The organism is Bradyrhizobium japonicum USDA 6 (assembly GCF_000284375.1).
Taxonomy (GTDB): domain Bacteria; phylum Pseudomonadota; class Alphaproteobacteria; order Rhizobiales; family Xanthobacteraceae; genus Bradyrhizobium; species Bradyrhizobium japonicum.
The window spans coordinates 4,229,242-4,245,787 of the sequence record NC_017249.1; the positions used below are offsets into that span (position 1 = coordinate 4,229,242).

Consider the following 16,546-nt stretch of genomic DNA (forward strand, 5'->3'; position numbering starts at 1 on the left):
GGAGACTCCGTTGGCCTATTCGAACACCCAGCTTTTCATTGGCGGCAAATGGCGCCCGGCCCATTCGGGCAAAGTTATCGAGGTGCGCAATCCCGCGATCGAGGAGGTGATCGGCACCGTCGCGCATGCCGGCCAGTCCGATCTCGACGAGGCGCTCGCCGCCGCTTCCGCCGGCTTCAAGGTCTGGCGTAACGTTGCCCCCTTCGAGCGCTGCCGGATCATGCGCAAGGCCGCCGCGCTCATGCGCGAGCGCAATGACGAGATCGCGCCGCTGCTGACGATGGAGCAGGGCAAGACGCTGGGCGAGGCCAGGATGGAGGCAATGGCTGCCGCTGACGTGATCGAGTGGTTCGCGGAGGAGGCCAAGCGCGCCTATGGCCGTCTAATCCCGGCGCGTGGCCCCGGCATCTACCAGATCGCGATGAAGGAGCCGGTCGGTCCGGTCGCCGCGTTCACGCCCTGGAATTTCCCGATCAACCAGGTCGTGCGCAAGCTTTCCGCAGCGCTCGCCGCCGGCTGCTCGATCATCGTCAAGGCGCCGGAGGAGACACCAGCTTCGCCCGCGCAGCTCATCCGGGCGTTTGCGGATGCGGGCGTGCCAGATGGCGTCATCAACCTCGTCTACGGCGTGCCGTCGGAGATCTCCGAATATCTGATCCCGCATCCGGTGATCCGAAAAATCTCCTTCACCGGCTCGACCCATGTCGGCAAGCAGCTCAATGCGCTTGCCGGCCTGCACATGAAGCGCGCCACCATGGAGCTCGGCGGCCATGCGCCGGCGATCGTCTTTGGGGATGCCGACGTCGCGTCGGCCGCGAAGATCCTGGCGGCGGCGAAATATCGCAACGCCGGTCAGGTCTGTATCTCGCCGACGCGGATGCTGGTGCAGGACGATGTGTTCCGCGAATTCGTCGACAAATTCGTCGACAGCGCCAAGACGTTCAAGGTCGGCAACGGCCTCGATCCCGAGTCCAAGATGGGCTCGCTCGCCAATCCGCGCCGCGTCACCGCCATCGAGGGCATGGTGCAGGATGCCGTCGGCAAGGGCGCCAGGCTCGAGACCGGGGGTAAACGCGTCGGCAACAAGGGCCATTTCTTCGAGCCGACCGTGGTGAGCGATGTGCCGAAGGATGCGCGCGCGATGAACGAGGAGCCGTTCGGCCCGCTCGCGCTGATCTCCCGCTTCTCGTCATTCGACGACGTGGTCGAGGAGGCCAACCGGCTGCCCTTTGGCCTTGCCTCCTACGCCTTCACCCGCTCGGCCAAGACGGCGGCCGCAATCGGCTCGGCAGTCGAGGCCGGCATGATGTCGATCAACAGCTTTGGTTTGGCGCTGCCCGAAGTGCCGTTCGGCGGGATCAAGGATTCCGGTTATGGCTCGGAAGGCGGCACCGAGGCGATGGAAGGTTACTTCAACACCAAGTTCATCAGCCAGACGGGCGTGTGAGAGGGCGTCGTGCGCGAGGCCGCGCGATCGTCGCGCGGCCTAGCGCTTGACGAAAACCAGGTTGCAGGCCCGCGCCTCGTTGCGCTTGCCGCTGCCGCGGGTGCGATCGAACTGCGCATCGACCGTAAAGGCGTAAGGCGAGCCGGGCGCGAGGTTGTTGAGCGTGTAGGTGCTCGCCCCCGTCGTGCCACGTGCGCTCAAGGTCGTCTTGCCGTCCGCGGGGATCTGGCCGTCGATCTCCAGCCGGTTGACACCGCCCGGACCCTGCACCTCGGCGTGAAACACGCCATTGGTCACGGTGGCGACCAGGGGCCTGGTGAAGCCCTGCGCCTTGCCGGAAGCCGGGCAGTTCAACGTCACGTCCCAGCTGCCGTCGAAATCCTTGCTTCCCGTGGTTCTGGCATTGCCGGAAGGCGCCAGCGCCACTTTCTGCTTCAGGCCTTCAATGCGTGCCTTGGCCAGGGTGGCGAAGATGCAGTTCGGGAATCTCGCGAGATGATCCTCAAAGGCACCCAGCGTGCCGATGCCCTCAGCGGCCTTCCAGTGCGCCTCGGCGGCCGCGCAGGGATCGGCCTTCGGTGCAGCTTGGGCGGCCGCCGGCGCGACCGTGACCGGTACAGGCCCGTTCAGGTAGAACTTGCCGATGATCGACAGCGAGAGCTCCGGCAGCTGGGTCTTGCCGCTGGAGTCATAGACGTCGCTGCTGATGTCGCGAAAGACGTCGCCGATCTCCTGCGGCTCCTCGATGTGCTTGAGGAACGCGGTCGTGTAGGGGCTGTTGCGGCCGGTGCCGTCGGCGGCGACCTGTCCCGATTGCGTCGAGAACGACACGATCGTGCCGCGCGGCGCCTCGACTTTCGACAGGCCACGTCCGATCGAGGCCGCGCGGGTCGAGCCGGCAGAGCGCTTCAAGGTTTCGGCCAGCGGATTGTCGCGGCAGGAATCGAGCACGAGGATGCGGAGGTTCTTGGCCTGCTGCAGATCGTTCACGATGTCGTCGACCCGCACGAAGCGCTTGAGGTCTGCTTCATCGGTCAGCACGGCATCGACAGGCATGAGATAGTTCACGCCGTTGTACTGCATCGCATGGCCGCTGTAGTAGAACATCGCGACGTCGGCGCGGCTGGCGGCGCGCGCGAAGCGGATGGTCAGGTCCTGCATGTCGGCTTGACGCAGGTCGATACCCTGGAACACCTCGAACCCGCTGCGCTTGAGCGAGGCTGCGACGTCTTCGGCATCGTGCGACGGGTTGGGAAGCTGCGCCGTAGAGACATAAGCGCCGTTGCCGATCACCAGCGCAACCCGCGTGTCGGCCGATGCGGGGGCAGGGCTCAGCCCAAGGCTCAGCCAGAGGGCGAGGAGGGTCAGGAAAAAATGACGCAAAATTCCAGAAGGAGCACGCATGAATGCCTTCCAGGGAAATATCGAAAAATATTCCCCCAGATTAGCGCATGCCGCGTCGGCATCAATGCCCTCGCTGTGGGCCCGTCAGATTTGGCGGCCGTGACATCCTGTCACGCCGGGTTTGCCGGCACCGTCTTGCGCAGCTCCATCTCGGTCGCAATCGCGTCCCGCACGCTGGGCCGCGCCTGCATGCGCGCGAGATAGGCCGACAGGCTTGGCCATTGCGCGATGTCGACGCCCGCGGGACGGAGCAGCAGCAAGGCCCAGGTGAGGTGGGCATCCGCGACGGTGAAACGGTCGCCGACGAGGAATTCGCGGTCCGCGAGATGTGCTGATGGCACCGCCAATGTCTGCGTGATCCTTGCACGCGGCTTGGCGAGCGAGCCGTCGTCCTTGTACCAGAAGGTCGGAAACAGGAATGCCTTGTGGATCTCGGCGCCGATGAAGCTCAGCCATTCCTGCAGGCGGTAGCGGTCGGGATCGCCGAACCGGGGCGCGAGACCCGCCTCCGGCTTCGCATCGGCGATGTATTGCAGCACCGCCGCGCTTTCGGTCAGCCGGTCGCCGTTCTCCAGCACCAGGACCGGCACGGCGCCCTTCGGCGACACGCCGCGGAAATCGCTGTCGTCGTCCGCGACCGTCTTGGTCCGGAGATGCACCAGATGATAGCGCGCATCGAGGCCGGCTTCCGTCAGCGCGATGCGGCTCGCGAGCGAGCAGGCCATCGGCGAGAAATAGAGCTGCAGCATCGCGTTGCTCCGTTATTTCAGCACGTCGCCGCGCGCGATGATCGCGAAGCGGTCGGACAGCTCGGCGAGCGCAACCTCGTGGATGGTCCGGGCGTCCAGCGTGCCGCCGCGGCCGTCGGGCAGGTCGCGCGTGGCGCAGGCATCGGCGTCAACAGTCGTGCGAAAGCCGAGGTCGAGCGCGGCACGGGCGGTGGAGCTGACGCACATATGCGTCATGAAGCCGGCCAGCACGAGGTTCTTCCTGTCGGTTGCGGCAAGGCGCGCCTGCAGATCAGTGCCGGCAAATGCATTCGGCAACTCCTTCTCGATCACCAGCTCGCCGGCACGGGGGCTCAGCTCGGCGACGATGGCGCCGCGGTCGGCGCCGCGATCGAACAGGCCGCCGGCCTTGCCGCGATGGGCGATATGGATGATCGCGGCTCCGCTCTCGCGTGCCCGTGCCAGGAGCGCGGCCGCCCGCGCGATCGCAGGTCCCGCGTCGGGCAAAGCGAGGGGACCCGCGAGATATTCGTTCTGGATATCGATCAGCACCAGCGCGGCGTCGCCAAGACGCGGCGGCTTGAGATCGGCACCGGCGAGCTGCAGCAGGGTCTTTGCGGTCGTCATGGTCTGGAAATCTCCGGGGCAAAAGGCTGCACAAACATAGCTCCGGGAATGCCTGCCGATATGCAGGGATATTGCAGCGGGTGGCTGCGATATTGCAGGCTGCTCCCGGCCGGTATAACCTGACGCAATGAACTGGGACGATCTGCGCATCATCGCCGCCGTCAGGGACGAGGGCACCTACGCGGGCGCCAGCGCGCGGCTGCGCATCGACGAAACCACGGTCGGGCGCAGGCTGTCGCGCATCGAGCGTGCGCTCGGTTTGCGTCTGTTCGAGGCCGCCGACGGCGTCCGCAGGCCGACGCGGAGTTGCGAGGCGGTGCTGGCGCATGTCGAGGCGATGGCCGCACATGCCGCCGAGATCGGTCGCGTCGGCGCGAGCCTGGCAGGTCCGGTCGGCCGCCTGCGCATCGCCTCCACCAACACGTTCGCCGAGGAGGTGCTGTCGCCGCGCGCGAGTGACTTCCTGCGCGCCAATCCCGGCCTGACGCTGCAATTCCTCACCTCGAGCGAGAACGTCAAGTTCTCGCGCTGGGAGGCCGATCTCGCCATCCGGCTGCGCAAACCCGACAAGGGTGACTTCGCGATCTCCAGGCTCGGCGAGATCCGCATTTATTATTTCGAGCCTGTTGCGACCGAGGGCGAGCCGGTGCTGTGCGCCTATCCGGACGAACTCGGTGCCATTCCCGAGATGCAATTCCTGCGCATGAAGCCAGCCCGTGCGCGCTGCGTCACCGACAACGTTCGCGTCATCCGCAATCTGATCCGCGCGCATCGGGCCGCCGGCGTGTTGCCGGAGTATGTTTGCGCGGACTTGCTCGGCGATCGCCGCCTGCGTGCCACGCTGCTGCCGAAGCGGCGCGACGCCTGGCTGCTGGTGCAGAACCATCTCAAGCGCGATCCCGCGACGCGTGTCACGATCGACTGGGTGAGGGCGTGTTTTCAGGAAACGTCGCGCGGTTGACGTCACCCCGCATTGTGATCATCGCGTCACAGTGCGGAGTGCGTGACGAAAAATCTTGGCTTTCCCCCTTGTAACCCGAACGTGCTTCGTCTATTAGCGCCGTCCTTCGCTAGGCTATGGGTTCGGGCTCTCTGAGATCCCGACTGGCGCGAGCCGCTCTGCGGTTTCGTGTTCCGCCGAATGAAGGGCAAACGCAGGATGTGGCTCATGGAGAGCGTCGGGCTGAACACCCGAAGGCATCGGTTCGATTCCGATCTCTTGCCCCACGAAGGATAGCTCAGTTGGGTAGAGCAGGTGACGTTGAAATCATCGGGTCGCGGGTTCGAATCCCGCTCCAAGCGCTCCGTTTCAGCCTGAAAAGCTGATACCTCTGACGAGGACCGGACGCGCGCTTCAGTCGCAGTCCGGCCGTTTTGCCGAAAGGCTTTCCGTCCGAACTAAGACACTGTGAGACCGGCTTCGCGCCGCGGTGGATACCGCTTGCGCTGATGCCGGGTGGCTCCGCACGAACGCTCGACACGCGTCGAGCGATCGCGCGCGTGCGCCCGTCATCGCGCAAGCTCAAGCCCCGGCCCGCCGATTTCCCGGGAAGCGTCGTCCGCGTCCTCACGTCCTTTGCACACGAAACCTGTCGTCCGGCATCCGGCCGGGCGCAAACGAAGGAGGCGTGCCATGACGTCACATAAGACCTGGCATTTGCTGACGACCAATGTCACCGTGAAGGACGGTGAGCGCGCGCTACTCACGCGAAACGGCCAGCTCGAGCGTGTGCTCGCGCCTGGTCGGCATCGGCTGTTCGATCTGCGCAACGAGCTGACGGCGACCGTGTACAACGTCGTGGGGACCGAATTCCCCACGGATCGCTACGCGGTGCTGAAGGCCGCGCGGCCTGATCTCGCCGCCGAGCTGTTCGAGGCGATCGAGACCACGGCGGACGAGATCGCCATCGTCAGCCTCGACGGCCGGCCCGTGCATCTGATGACGCCCTGGCAGGTGCGCGTCTACTGGAAGGTCGCGACCCGCATCGATGTCGAGCGCATCGATGTGTCCGCCGATCCCCGGGTTGGCGCGCGGCACCTGACCATGATCGAGCGCAACCGCTCGACCGTCGTGATGGAAGCGGTGGTCGAGAACCACGAGGCGGGCCTGCTCTATGTCGAGGGCCGGCTCGTGGAGCGGCTTGCGCCCGGCCGGCACGCCTTCTGGACCGTCGGCCGCAAGATCGAGGTGAAGCGCCTCGACCTGCGGCCCCAGGCGGTCGAGATCACCGCGCAGGAGATGCTGACCAAGGATCGCATCGCGCTGCGGCTGACGCTGACGGCGTTCCGCAGGATCGTCGATCCCGAGCGCACGGTTGCGGCCGTGCCCGACGTGGATGCGTGGCTGTACCGCCTGGTGCAGTTCGCGATCCGCGAGGCGGTGGCGGGCCGGACGCTGGACGAGGTGCTGTCTGCGAAGGCGGCGCTGGATGCGGAGCTGCGCGACTATGTGCGTGTACGCGTCGCAGAGTCCGGCGTGGAGGTGACCGAGCTCGGCGTCAAGGACGTGATCCTGCCCGGCGAGATCCGGGAGCTGGTGAACAAGGTGGTGGAGGCGGAGCGGGTCGCGAAGGCGAACCTGATCCGCCGGCAGGAGGAGACCGCGGCGACGCGTTCGCTCCTGAACACCGCCCGCCTGATGGAGGAGAACCCCCTGCTGCTGCGGCTCAAGGAGCTGGAGTCGCTGGAGCGGCTGGTCGAGAAGGTCGGCCGCATCGATCTCCATGCCGGCAACGGCGAGGGCCTCGATGCCCTCCTGACCCGGCTCGTGCGCCTGAAGGCGCCCGAGAGCGCATGAAGCAGAAGGGCCGCCCACGGGCGGCCCTTCACATCTGCATTGTCGACGCTCGCGATGAACGCGTGAGCGCGCCCGTGCGACCAAGACCATGAGTAGGTATTGCACGCGCGCGAAGGTTGCGTAATTTCACGGTGACGAGCACAATCTCGATCATGGCAAGCGCATGACCACTCTTCAGCAGACGATCCGCCCCACGGCCCGGCCACGGGAATGGAAAGCGATCGTCGTCTTGATCCTGTTGATCCCGGTGCTGTGGTCGCCGCCGTTCCTGTTTCGCTTCTTCCTGTATCAGCCGTTCAACATCCCGTCGGGTTCGATGGCACCGACGCTGATGGTCGGCGACTACGTCTTTGCCGCCAAATACGCCTATGGCTACGGCCGTTATTCCTTCCCTTTCGCGCCGTCGTTGATCTCGGGCCGTGTCTTTGCCGCCGAGCCCGAGCACGGCGACGTCGTCGTATTTCGCACGCCAAGGGACACCTCGGTCGACTACGTCAAGCGCGTGGTCGGGCTGCCCGGCGACCGCATCCAGATGCGGCAGGGACAGCTTTTCCTCAATGACAGACCGGTGACGCGCGTCGCGCTCGCAAACGGGCTAGCCGGCACCGCCTGCGGTCTGGATGGCAGCGTCAAGGTCAAGCGCTGGCGCGAGACGCTGCCCAATGGCAATTCCTACATCACCTACGACTGCGTCGAGAACGGCTACTACGACAACACCAATGTCTACACCGTGCCGCCGGGCCATTTCTTCGTGCTGGGCGACAACCGCGACAACTCGAGCGACAGCCGCGTGATGGCGAATATCGGTTTCGTACCGATGGACAACCTCGTCGGGCGGGTGACGCGGATCTTCTGGTCGCTGGACGAAGACGGCGAGCCGCACATGGAGCGGCTGGGGAAGGTATGGTGAGGGCCCCCGTCATTCCGGGGCGCGCCCTCTTGGGCGCGAGCTACGGTGCGCAATTGCGCACCGTAGCTCACGCTTCGCGCGCCCCGGAATGACGTCTCAAAAACAAAAACCCCGGCATCGCTGCCGGGGTTTCGTAGTGCTTGAGGTGGTTGGACCTTAGAAGTCCATGCCGCCCATGCCGCCGCCCGGGGGCATCGCCGGACCGGCGCCGCCCTTCTTGGGCAGCTCGGCGACCATGGCTTCCGTGGTGATCAGCAGGGCCGCAACCGAAGCTGCGTTCTGGATCGCGGTACGGACCACCTTGGTCGGGTCGATGATGCCCTTCTTGACGAGGTCGGCATAGTCGCCGGTCTGGGAGTCGAAGCCGTAGGCGTACGCCTTGTTCTCCAGGATCTTGCCGACGATCACGGAGCCGTCTTCACCGGCATTGATCGCGATCTGGCGAGCGGGAGCCGACAGCGCCTTGCGCACGATCTCGACGCCGGTCTTCTGGTCGTCGTTCTTGGTGCGCAGGCCCTTGAGCTGCTCGGAGGCACGGAGCAGGGCGACGCCGCCGCCCGGGACGATACCTTCTTCGACCGCGGCGCGGGTCGCATGCATCGCGTCATCAACGCGATCCTTGCGCTCCTTCACCTCGACCTCGGTCGCGCCGCCGACGCGGATCACCGCGACGCCGCCTGCGAGCTTGGCGAGACGCTCCTGGAGCTTCTCACGGTCGTAGTCCGAGGTGGTCTCCTCGATCTGCGCTTTGATCTGGGCCACGCGCGCCTCGATGTCGGCCTTCTTGCCGGCGCCGTTGACGATCGTGGTGTTCTCCTTGTCGATCATCACCTTCTTGGCGCGACCGAGCATGTTGAGCGTGACGTTCTCGAGCTTGATGCCGAGATCTTCCGAGATCGCCTGGCCGCCGGTCAGGATCGCGATGTCCTGCAGCATGGCCTTGCGGCGATCGCCGAAGCCCGGAGCCTTGACGGCCGCGACCTTCAGGCCGCCACGGAGGCGGTTCACGACCAGGGTCGCGAGCGCTTCACCTTCGACGTCCTCGGCGACGATGACCAGCGGCTTGCCGGTCTGCACCACGGCCTCGAGCAGCGGCAGCAGCTCGTTCAGCGAGGAGAGCTTCTTCTCGTTGATGAGGATGTAGGCGTCGTCCATCTCAACGCGCATCTTGTCGGCGTTGGTGACGAAGTAGGGCGAGATGTAGCCGCGGTCGAACTGCATGCCCTCGACGACGTCGAGCTCGGTCTCCAGCGACTTGGCTTCCTCGACGGTGATGACACCCTCGTTGCCGACCTTCTTCATGGCGTCGGCGAGGAACTTGCCGATCTCCGCGTCGCCGTTGGCCGAGATGGTGCCGACCTGGGCGATCTCGTCGTTCGAGGTGACTTTCTTGGAGTTCTTGACGAGGTCCGCAACGACGGCTTCGACCGCGAGGTCGATACCGCGCTTGAGGTCCATCGGGTTCATGCCGGCGGCAACCGACTTGGCGCCTTCGCGCACGATCGCCTGGGCCAGCACGGTGGCGGTGGTGGTGCCGTCGCCGGCCGCGTCAGCGGACTTCGAAGCGACTTCGCGCACCATCTGTGCGCCCATGTTCTCGAACTTGTCCTCGAGCTCGATCTCCTTGGCGACGGTGACGCCGTCCTTGGTGATGCGGGGAGCGCCGAACGACTTGTCGAGCACGACGTTGCGGCCCTTCGGACCGAGCGTGACCTTCACCGCGTTGGCGAGGATGTCGACGCCGCGAAGCATCTTGTCGCGCGCATCGACGGAGAATTTGACTTCTTTAGCTGCCATCTGGATTTTTCCTTGAGGGGTGTGGCTGGGTGAGAGAGGGGGCTCTTAGGCCGCCTTCTTCTTGGAAGCGGGGACGTCGAGGACGCCCATGATGTCGCTTTCCTTCATGATCAGCAGATCGACGCCGTCGATCTTGACTTCAGTGCCGGACCACTTGCCGAACAGCACGCGGTCGCCGACCTTCAGGTCGATCGGGATCAGCTTGCCGGCTTCGTCGCGGCCACCGGGACCAACGGCGACGACTTCGCCCTGGGAGGGCTTTTCCTTGGCAGTGTCGGGAATGATGATGCCGCCAGCGGTCTTCTCTTCTGCGTCGATGCGCTTGACCACGACGCGGTCGTGAAGCGGACGGAATTTCATGCAGTCCTCCTAAGTATTTGCACGAGTTGGGAATTTTTGGTCGTTAGCAGTCTGTGCCCGCGAGTGCTAGCACAGGCGAGGCTGAAATAGGACAGGAATTTTGCGGGGGCAAGGGCTTCTAGCAGAAAAATCGGCACTCTGAAGGCCCGGGTGCCAAAATCTCTTTACCATCGTTAACCGGCCTTGGAGGCCCCTTCGAAGCCCCTCGGATGACCGTATTAGCACGGAGCCGCCTCTGCTGCTAAAGCATTGAATTTCAACAACTTGTTAAACTTTTAGGCTTGAGATGAATTGTCAGTTTGCGTCACATATCTCTCATGTGAGCGCATCAGTTCCGGGTGGCTCGTAAGGCGCACACCGACCAAGCCGCCCCTTGAATGCGCTCCTGCAAAGGAGGTTGGCATGGGCTTGCGGAGTGGGGGCGTTTCCGAGGATTTCCGGAAACAGCTTTTGGGTTACGGGCTGACGACGGCGCAAATTCTCTATCGGATGCCCGATCATCCCTCGCTTCTCCAGACCTACGTCTGGCAGAACTACGACATGTTTCCGAAATTTCCGGCGCTGAAGGATTTCCTGGCGTTCTGGCAGGAGAAGCTCGACGGTCCGCTCCATTCGGTCACCGTCGCGCATTCCAAGCTGATCAAGCCGGCCGAGCTGCGCGCCGTGGATGGCGTGTTCCGGCTGCATTGAACGGCACGCTGGCATCGTAGGGCGGGCAAAGGCGCGCTTGCGCGCCGTGCCCACCGTCTCTCCGCGATTGCGTCTGGCAATGGTGGGCACGCTTTCGCTTTGCCCACCCTACGATATCTCGTTCTGTGCTAGCTTCCTCCCATAACAACAGGGAGGCGGCCCATGGCCAAGAAAGCAAAATCGCGCAGCGCGACCCAGGCCGCGGTGAAGAAGCGGAGCGGAGCCAAGGCCGCGGCACGATCCTCGGCGCGCAAGGCGGTGAAGGCGAAGGCGCGCACGACACCGGCAAAGGCCGCTCCGAAAAAATCCGCGCGTCCCAAGCAGCGCATCGCCATCAGCCATCACCGCGAGGAAGACTTCAAGGCCGACGGCCTGCGCGCCTACGCCAAGTACCGCGACCTCGGCATTGCCGAAGCCAGCCACGGTCTCGCGCAAGCCCACGTGATCCGCCTGCAAGGCCCCTGCGATCCGAACGAAGTGTCGAAGCTGCACTTCCACGACGTCGAATTCCAGATGGTCTACGTGCTCAAGGGCTGGGTGAAGACCTACATGGACGGGCAGGGCGAGACCCTGATGAAGGAAGGCAGCGCCTGGACCCAGCCGCCGAAGATCAAGCACATGATCCTGGACTACTCGGATGACGTGGAGCTGCTGGAGGTGATCCTGCCGGCGGAGTTCAAGACGGTGGAGTTGAAGGCCTGATGTCATTCCGGGGGCGCGCGCAGCGCGAACTACGGTGCGCAATTGCGCACCTGAGAATCCATTTCTCCGCATGTGCTGACGCCCGATGGATTCTTAGGTGCGCAATTGCGCACCGTAGCTCGCCGCTTCGCAGCGCCCCGGAATGATGGTGGAGAGAGCCTAACTCAACACCCCCACCACCGCGCCCATCAAACACGTCGTCAGCGTCCCCGACACGATCGACTTCAATCCCAGCGCGTTGATCTCCTCGCGCCGCTCCGGCGCCATCACTCCTAAGCCGCCGATCATGATGCCGAGACTGGCGAAATTGGCGAAGCCGCACATCGCGTAGAGCATGATCAGGCGCGAGCGCGGATCGAGCGTATCGGGCGGCAGCTTCGAGAAGTCGACATAGGCGATCAGCTCGTTGAGCACGGTCTTGGTGCCCATCAGGCTGCCGGCGGTCACCGCCTGGTCCCAGGGCAATCCCATCAGCCAGCACACCGGCGCCATCACGAGGCCGAGCAGCCGTTGCAGCGAGATCGCGGCGCCGCCGATATTGGGCAGCAGGCCGAGGACGGCATTGACGAGATAGACCAGCGCTACCAGCACCAGCAGCATGGCGACGATGTTGATCAGCAGTTCGATCCCCGCGCTCGTCCCCTTCACGATCGCATCCATCGGGCCGGAGACGTCCATCTCAGGATCCTCCAGCGCGCCGCCGGTGCGCTTGTCTGAAGTCTCCGGCACCATGATCAGGCTGACGAGGATCGCGGCCGGCGCACCCAGCACGGAGGCGATGACGAAATGGGCGGCGGCATCGGGAATGAGCGGCGCCAGCAGCGTCGCGTAGAGCACCAGCACCGTGCCGGCGATGCCGGCCATGCCGCCGGTCATCACCAGGAACAATTCGCTACGCGTCATCTGCGCCAGATACGGCCGCACGAACAGCGGTGCCTCGACCATGCCGAGGAAGATGTTGGCCGCGGTCGAGAGCCCGACCGCGCCGCCGACGCCCAGCGTCCGCTCCAGCAGCCAGGCCATGCCGCGCACGACCGGTGGCAGCACGCGCCAATAGAACAAGAGCGTCGTCAGCACGCTCATGACCAGCACGATCGGCAGCGCCTGGAACGCCAGGATGAAATCGGCGCCCGGCACTTTTACGTCGAAGGGCAGGGTGCCCCCGCCGATATAGCCGAACACGAAGGAGGAGCCGGCGCGCGAGGCCGCCGAGATCGCGCCGACCGCGTCGTTGATGGCGCCGAAGGCGCGCGCGACGACGGGCACCTTTAGGAGCACGAACGCGGTGACGAAGGTTACGACAAGCCCGATCGCTGCTTGGCGAGCCGAAGCCGCGCGGCGATTCTCGCTCAGCACCCAGGCGATCAATAGCAATGCGAAAACGCCGAGTGCCGATTGCAGCCGAAGCATGATGTCCCCAAACCTTCAATGATTATGGCCGCGCGTGCGTTGCAAACGCAATGCCGGAAGGCCGCTGGAGCCGCCCGCTGTTGACAAGCAGGCCTGCGTCAGCCACGCGGGGCAGGTCGAAATCAGGGGGCGGACGGTCCAAGCGTGACCCAAGAGGCGATGACAGAGCAGCCGATATCCTCGAATCCGCCGGTCACCGCCCGCGCACTTCTCTCCCACCGCGCCTTCCTGTTCTTCCTGCTCTCGCGCAGCCTGTCGCGCTTTTCCAGCCAGATCGCGGCGGTCGCGATCGGCTGGCAGATCTACGATATCACCGGCTCGGCCTTCGATCTCGGCATGGTCGGCCTCGTGCAATTCCTGCCCACCGCGCTTCTGGTGTTCGTCGCCGGCCACGCCGCCGACCGTTTCGAGCGCAAGCGCGTGGTCCAGCTCTGCCAGCTCGTGGAAGCGGCGACCGCACTCTATCTCGGCATCATCACCTATCTCGGCGCGGTCAGCGAGGTGCAGATCTTCATCGCGACCTTCGTGCTCGGCATTGCCGGCGCCTTCGAGAGCCCGACCACCGCGGCTCTCTTGCCGCTGATCGCGCCGCAGGGATCGCTCCAGCGCGCAACCGCAGTCGCGAGCGGCGCGGGGCAGGTCGCGACCATCACCGGGCCGGCGCTCGGCGGCTTTGCCTACGCAGTCGCGCCGCACCTCGCCTATGCCGTGATGCTGCTGTTCTGGATTCTCGGGATGATTTTGACCGGCTTCATCCGGCCGCGCCCGCAGGCGGTCTCCAAGGAGGGGACGGACGCCGACAACATCTTCGCCGGCGTTCGCTTCATCCGCAGCAACCCCGCGATCCTCGGCACCATCTCGCTCGATCTGTTCGCGGTGCTGTTCGGCGGCGTGACCGCGCTGTTGCCGATCTATGCCCGCGACATCCTCCAGACCGGTCCGATGGGGCTCGGGATCTTGCGCGCCGCGCCCGCGGTCGGTGCGCTGCTGATGACCATGGTGCTGGCGCGTCACGCTATCTCGCGGCATGTGGGCCTGCGCATGTTTCAGGCCGTGATCGTGTTCGGCGTCGCCACGGTCGTGTTCGCGCTGTCGTCCTGGATGTGGCTGTCGGTGTTGTCGCTTGCCATTCTCGGCGCGGCCGACACGATCAGCGTCGTGATCCGCTTCTCGCTGGTGCAGCTCTCAACCCCCGACGAGATGCGCGGCCGCGTCGGCGCGGTGAACTTCCTCTTCATCAACGCCTCCAACCAGCTCGGCCAGTTCGAGAGCGGCGTCGCAGCCGCGCTGCTCGGCGCCATGCCTGCGGCCGTGCTCGGCGGCGTCTGCACGGTCGGGGTGGCGCTGCTGTGGATGAAGCTGTTTCCGAGCCTGCGGCAAGTGGAGAGTTTGGAGTAGGGCTCCGCTCTCTCATCCGTCGTTGCGAGCGCAGCGAAGCAATCCAGAATCTTGCCGCAGAGACAGTCTGGATTGCTTCGCTGCGCTCGCAATGACGATTGTGGAAGCAGCAGAGGGATTTGGCCGGCCTCACCCCGTTAGCGGGGCGAGACCGGTGTCTACTGTGCATGGGGTTGTTTTCGCGTTTTTAGTTCAGCCCCGCCCCACGAACGGCATCTTGGTCGCCATGACCGTCATGGTCAGCACGTTGGCATCGAGCGGCAGGCCGGCCATGTAGGCGACGGCGTCGCCGACCGCCTTGGCGTCCATGCGCGGCTCATGCTTGGTCGTGCCATCGGGCTGCAGCACGCCGGGGCCGTTGACCATGCGGTCGGTCATGGGCGTCGCGGCGTTGCCGATGTCGACCTGGCCGACCGCGATGTCGTACATGCGGCCGTCGAGGTTGGAGGCCTTGGTGAGACCCGTGATGGCGTGCTTGGTCGAGGTGTAGGCCGCCGAGAACGGCCGCGGCGCGTGCGCCGAGATCGAGCCGTTGTTGATGATGCGGCCGCCGCGCGGGTTCTGGTCCTTCATGATGCGGAAGGCGTGCTGGGTGCACAGGAACGGGCCGGTGAGGTTGGTGTTCACCACCGCCTGCCACTGCTCGAGGCTGAGATCCTCGAAGTTCACCGCCGGCGCGCCCATGCCGGCATTGTTGAACAGCACGTCGAGCCGGCCGTAGGTCGCCTTCACCTTGTCGAACAGCGCGGCAATGGAGTCCGGCTTGGTCATGTCGGCGGTGACGCACAGGCTCTTGCCCGCGGGGCCGAGCTTCGCGGTCTCCTCGAGCATGTCGAGCCGGCGCCCGACCAGCACCACGGTGAAGCCGATGTTCATCAACGCCAGCGACGCCGCGCGCCCGACACCGGTGCCCGCGCCCGTCACCACTGCGATCTTGTTTGCTTCACTCATCGTTTCCTGCCTTTTCTCTCTTCAAGTTGGCTGTCAGGTTTTTGGTTCTTTTTCGTTCTTGTAGGGCGGCCGCGGAATGTTCTGATGCGCCGCGCGCAAGGCTGCCGACCAGCGCGAGCGCAGGTCGTGGAAATAGGGCTCGCCCGCCTCGATGCGGTGGTTGAGATCGGCATCACAGGCGTCGCTGCGCACCACCAGCACGTCGATCGGCAGGCCGACGCCGAGATTGGAGCGCATGGTCGAGTCCATCGAGATCAGGCCGGTCTTCAGCGCCTCGTAGAGCTCGACATCGTAATGCATGGCGCGGTCAAGCACCGGCTTGCCGTATTTGTGCTCGCCGATCTGCAGGTAGGGCGTATCCGTGGTGCACTCGATGAAATTGCCGGCGGTGTAGACCATGAACAGGCGCATGCGCGCGCCCTTGATCTGGCCGCCGAACAGGAAGGAGACGTCGAAGGAGACGTCTTCGGATCTCAGCGCGGGTCCTTCGGTCGCGTGCACCGCCCGGATCGCCCGGCCGATGCGCTGGGCGGCCTGGAACATGGTCGGCGCGTTCATCAGCGTCTCGACCTCGCCCGTGGTGGGGTCCTCCAGGCCTTCGGTCAGCGTCGACAGCACCGACTGGCTGATGGCGAGGTTGCCGGCGCTGGCGATCGCCATGATGCGGTCGCCGGGTTTCGAGAAGATGTGGAGCTTGCGGAAAGTCGAGACATTGTCGAGCCCGGCATTGGTGCGGGTGTCGGCGATCATCACCAGACCGTCCCGAACCAGGATTCCGCAACAATAGGTCATTTCCAGTCCCCGAACGCGTTTGCGCGGAATTACTAACCAATTTCGGGGAGGCATGAAACCCCCGATTCCCCGGGGGAGGTCGTCATTCGCCGGCGAAACGGCTACCCCTGCCGCTCAGTCAGCGGCATCGACGAGAAACGCCGCGTCGACCGGGACGCCGAGCGCCGTGACCAGCCGGTTGGTCTCCGCGGCCATGCCGACGATGGCGAGCATCTCGCCATATTCGGCCTCGGTCATGCCCTTGGCCCGTGCGCCCGCGGTGTGCGAATGGATGCAGTAGCTGCAACCGTGCGCGATCGAAACCGCGACATAGAGCATTTCCTTGATCTTGGGATCGAGCGCGCCGGGGGCCATCACCTCCTTGATGCTCTCCCAGGTCCGCCGCAGCGTCTTCGGATCATGCGCCAGCGCGCGCCAGAAATTGTTGACGAAGTCCGACTTCCGCACCTTGCGGATATCGTCGAAGACGGCGCGCGCCTCGGCGGAGAGCTCATCGTCCGAAAGCAGCTTTACGGTCGCCATGGGATACCTCG

The 16,546-nt window shown here is 64.9% G+C and carries 16 protein-coding genes and 2 tRNA genes; 9 read left to right on the forward strand and 9 right to left on the reverse strand.

The features are described from left to right. The first annotated feature begins 10 nt into the window (after positions 1-10). Positions 11-1,447, forward strand: a complete 1,437-nt coding sequence (locus tag BJ6T_RS19745; RefSeq protein ID WP_014494233.1) for an NAD-dependent succinate-semialdehyde dehydrogenase — start codon at positions 11-13, stop codon at positions 1,445-1,447. 39 nt (positions 1,448-1,486) lie between these two features. Here BJ6T_RS19745 and BJ6T_RS19750 read toward each other — a convergent pair whose 3' ends face one another. From BJ6T_RS19750 to BJ6T_RS19760, 3 genes are all read right to left on the reverse strand, one after another. Continuing rightward, positions 1,487-2,851: a caspase family protein gene (locus tag BJ6T_RS19750; RefSeq protein ID WP_014494234.1), complete on the reverse strand. Its 1,365-nt coding sequence runs from the start codon at positions 2,849-2,851 to the stop codon at positions 1,487-1,489. Between the two features lie 110 nt (positions 2,852-2,961). Beyond that, positions 2,962-3,600, reverse strand: a complete 639-nt coding sequence (locus BJ6T_RS19755) for a glutathione S-transferase N-terminal domain-containing protein (RefSeq protein WP_014494235.1) — start codon at positions 3,598-3,600, stop codon at positions 2,962-2,964. Between the two features lie 12 nt (positions 3,601-3,612). Then, positions 3,613-4,206: a cysteine hydrolase family protein gene (locus BJ6T_RS19760; protein ID WP_014494236.1), complete on the reverse strand. Its 594-nt coding sequence runs from the start codon at positions 4,204-4,206 to the stop codon at positions 3,613-3,615. Between the two features lie 127 nt (positions 4,207-4,333). Here BJ6T_RS19760 and BJ6T_RS19765 point away from each other — a divergent pair, with 127 nt between their 5' ends. The 5 genes from BJ6T_RS19765 to lepB all read left to right on the forward strand — a co-directional run bounded on the left by BJ6T_RS19765 (position 4,334) and on the right by lepB (position 7,913). Next, positions 4,334-5,167: a LysR family transcriptional regulator gene (locus tag BJ6T_RS19765; RefSeq protein ID WP_014494237.1), complete on the forward strand. Its 834-nt coding sequence runs from the start codon at positions 4,334-4,336 to the stop codon at positions 5,165-5,167. Between the two features lie 193 nt (positions 5,168-5,360). Next, positions 5,361-5,433: transfer RNA gene (locus BJ6T_RS19770), tRNA-Phe, on the forward strand. A 4-nt stretch (positions 5,434-5,437) separates the two neighbouring features. After that, positions 5,438-5,505 (forward strand) — tRNA-Gln (locus BJ6T_RS19775). 334 nt (positions 5,506-5,839) lie between these two features. Then, positions 5,840-7,003, forward strand: coding sequence for a slipin family protein (locus BJ6T_RS19780; protein WP_014494238.1), 1,164 nt, complete (start codon positions 5,840-5,842; stop codon positions 7,001-7,003). A gap of 163 nt (positions 7,004-7,166) precedes the next feature. After that, on the forward strand, positions 7,167-7,913 hold the full coding sequence (lepB, locus tag BJ6T_RS19785) for a signal peptidase I (protein WP_014494239.1): 747 nt from the start codon (positions 7,167-7,169) through the stop codon (positions 7,911-7,913). Positions 7,914-8,069: 156 nt separating this feature from the next. Here the strand turns inward: lepB and groL are convergent, their stop codons facing one another. After that, entirely contained in the window at positions 8,070-9,710 is a 1,641-nt protein-coding gene (gene groL, locus BJ6T_RS19790) for a chaperonin GroEL (RefSeq protein ID WP_014494240.1), read from the reverse strand. Positions 9,711-9,755: 45 nt separating this feature from the next. After that, a complete protein-coding gene (locus BJ6T_RS19795) occupies positions 9,756-10,070 on the reverse strand; it encodes a co-chaperone GroES (protein WP_014494241.1) in 315 nt (104 codons plus the stop codon). A 402-nt stretch (positions 10,071-10,472) separates the two neighbouring features. On the opposite strand from BJ6T_RS19795, the gene BJ6T_RS19800 reads away from it, so the two are divergent. Both BJ6T_RS19800 and BJ6T_RS19805 read left to right on the forward strand, forming a co-directional pair. Beyond that, positions 10,473-10,760, forward strand: coding sequence for an usg protein (locus BJ6T_RS19800; RefSeq protein ID WP_014494242.1), 288 nt, complete (start codon positions 10,473-10,475; stop codon positions 10,758-10,760). 162 nt (positions 10,761-10,922) lie between these two features. Continuing rightward, positions 10,923-11,462 (forward strand): cupin domain-containing protein, encoded by a 540-nt coding sequence (locus BJ6T_RS19805; protein WP_014494243.1) that lies wholly within the window; start codon positions 10,923-10,925, stop codon positions 11,460-11,462. Positions 11,463-11,621: 159 nt separating this feature from the next. Here the strand turns inward: BJ6T_RS19805 and BJ6T_RS19810 are convergent, their stop codons facing one another. Further along, on the reverse strand, positions 11,622-12,872 hold the full coding sequence (locus BJ6T_RS19810; RefSeq protein WP_014494244.1) for a NupC/NupG family nucleoside CNT transporter: 1,251 nt from the start codon (positions 12,870-12,872) through the stop codon (positions 11,622-11,624). Positions 12,873-13,031: 159 nt separating this feature from the next. On the opposite strand from BJ6T_RS19810, the gene BJ6T_RS19815 reads away from it, so the two are divergent. Next, positions 13,032-14,270, forward strand: a complete 1,239-nt coding sequence (locus BJ6T_RS19815) for an MFS transporter (protein WP_014494245.1) — start codon at positions 13,032-13,034, stop codon at positions 14,268-14,270. A 192-nt stretch (positions 14,271-14,462) separates the two neighbouring features. Here BJ6T_RS19815 and BJ6T_RS19820 read toward each other — a convergent pair whose 3' ends face one another. The 3 genes from BJ6T_RS19820 to BJ6T_RS19830 form a co-directional block, all read right to left on the reverse strand. Beyond that, positions 14,463-15,221 (reverse strand): SDR family oxidoreductase, encoded by a 759-nt coding sequence (locus BJ6T_RS19820; RefSeq protein ID WP_014494246.1) that lies wholly within the window; start codon positions 15,219-15,221, stop codon positions 14,463-14,465. A 33-nt stretch (positions 15,222-15,254) separates the two neighbouring features. Next, positions 15,255-16,013 carry a proteasome-type protease gene (locus BJ6T_RS19825; RefSeq protein ID WP_028154691.1) on the reverse strand — a complete coding sequence of 253 codons (759 nt, stop codon included), beginning with the start codon at positions 16,011-16,013 and terminating at the stop codon, positions 15,255-15,257. Between the two features lie 114 nt (positions 16,014-16,127). After that, a complete protein-coding gene (locus BJ6T_RS19830) occupies positions 16,128-16,535 on the reverse strand; it encodes a carboxymuconolactone decarboxylase family protein (protein WP_014494248.1) in 408 nt (135 codons plus the stop codon). Positions 16,536-16,546 lie beyond the last annotated feature (11 nt).